This window comes from Wolbachia endosymbiont of Drosophila baimaii (assembly GCF_028982185.1).
In the GTDB taxonomy this organism is placed as follows: Bacteria; Pseudomonadota; Alphaproteobacteria; order Rickettsiales; family Anaplasmataceae; genus Wolbachia; species Wolbachia pipientis.
The window spans coordinates 1-636 of sequence record NZ_JAPQLE010000142.1 but is presented as its reverse complement, the minus strand read 5'-3'; the positions used below and the strand labels follow the sequence as shown (position 1 = coordinate 636).

At 34.7% G+C, this 636-nt stretch carries 1 pseudogene; it reads left to right on the top strand.

What is annotated here, in order from left to right:
* Nucleotides 1-85: 85 nt before the first annotated feature.
* Nucleotides 86-451: pseudogene (locus OZD66_RS04905) on the top strand (porin); the annotation flags it as partial.
* Nucleotides 452-636 lie beyond the last annotated feature (185 nt).

The following is a 636-nucleotide window of genomic DNA, read 5'->3' as shown; positions in this document are numbered from 1 at the left end:
ATCATAACTATATGCTGCTGGCGTTCAACCTCCTTATCATCATCTATCCTTATCCTACCACATCCGGACTTTTATGGAAAGAGCTATACTACACTGGAATTTTGGTTTGAAGCTAAAATTGTTCGATCTTGATTGCATTTTTTCGTATGGTAATGGTGGTAAATCTGGTGAGAAGCGTAATCCTGAAACAAATAATACGTATTATATGAATGCAGGTATCGCTTACCGTTCTGATTCTTACAAATCGAGCTTAACATATTTTAGTAGTGGTAGGGATATTGCAGGCGAAGGTACAAACGAGTTAACATCATATGCTTTAAGTCTTGAAAATTCTCTTTTTTTAGGTACTTCATACTATTTCGATATTGTAAAGTTTAGTACAAAAGAGCCTAAAATAGAAAATAACAACTCTGGTTATGTGTTCTTGGCTGGACTGAAATTAAGTTTTTAATATTGCCTCCTTCCAACACTCTTTTCTGTCATCCAAGGTAACCGTTCACAGATTTCCACTTAATTTTTCAATCTCACTCATGGAGAGGCCAGTAAACTGACCTTACCCAGAAAAAGTGGAGAGAAAGAAAAGAGTTTTTTTGGGTAAAATAAAATTTTGGAGGATTAGAAATGGTAAGAGAATAT